This window comes from Paenibacillus sp. FSL H7-0331, assembly GCF_001956045.1.
The window spans coordinates 1-640 of sequence record NZ_MRTH01000163.1; the positions used below are offsets into that span (position 1 = coordinate 1).

Here is a 640-nt window from a genome sequence, read left to right on the forward strand (position 1 = left end):
CGATCATCGAGAGGCAGGTTGGGCCGCAGTCCATCTCACTTTGCTGAATGCGCACGGGGAATCGGTTCCTAAAACGCCAAGTCCTTCGTCCGCCGTACCGCTGTTGTTTCTCCTGTTCGGCTTCATCCGCAACACTTTCGGGAGCATCAACTGCGCTATCCTTCGCGGTAACGCTCGCTACCGCATTTTGTAAATAAGCAGAAGCAATACCTATTATCGTTTCCCTGACCTTCGGATACTTAAGAATCAACTTGTCGAAGTCGTTCTTGGCCAGACTAAACACGGAAACCGCTTCGTCCGCTATAACGCTGGCCTTACGAGGATCTCCGGTCAACAGCGCGAGTTCTCCGAAAAACTCCCCTGCTTTGACGATATTAAGCTTCCGGTTCCCCTCGCTTTCCTTCAGTACGGAAGCAGTACCGGTTCGAAGGATATAGAACGCATCACCCATCTCCCCTTCACTGACAATCGTTTGGCCGGGCGCATATTCCTTCATAACCATAATATCAAGCAGCGAGCGCAGCTCCTGATGATGTAGCGGGGCAAACAGCGCCGTCCGCTTCAGAAATTTGCGCATCGCATCATCGGCCAATTGTTCAAGTAAGTACACCCTCAATTCAGGGTGCGCGTCGATCATTTG

At 51.7% G+C, this 640-nt stretch carries 1 protein-coding gene; it reads right to left on the bottom strand.

Annotated elements, in window-relative coordinates; translation table 11 throughout:
* Positions 1 to 640: cyclic nucleotide-binding domain-containing protein (locus tag BK127_RS42280; protein ID WP_179097846.1), on the bottom strand; the 640-nt coding region annotated here is incomplete at both ends.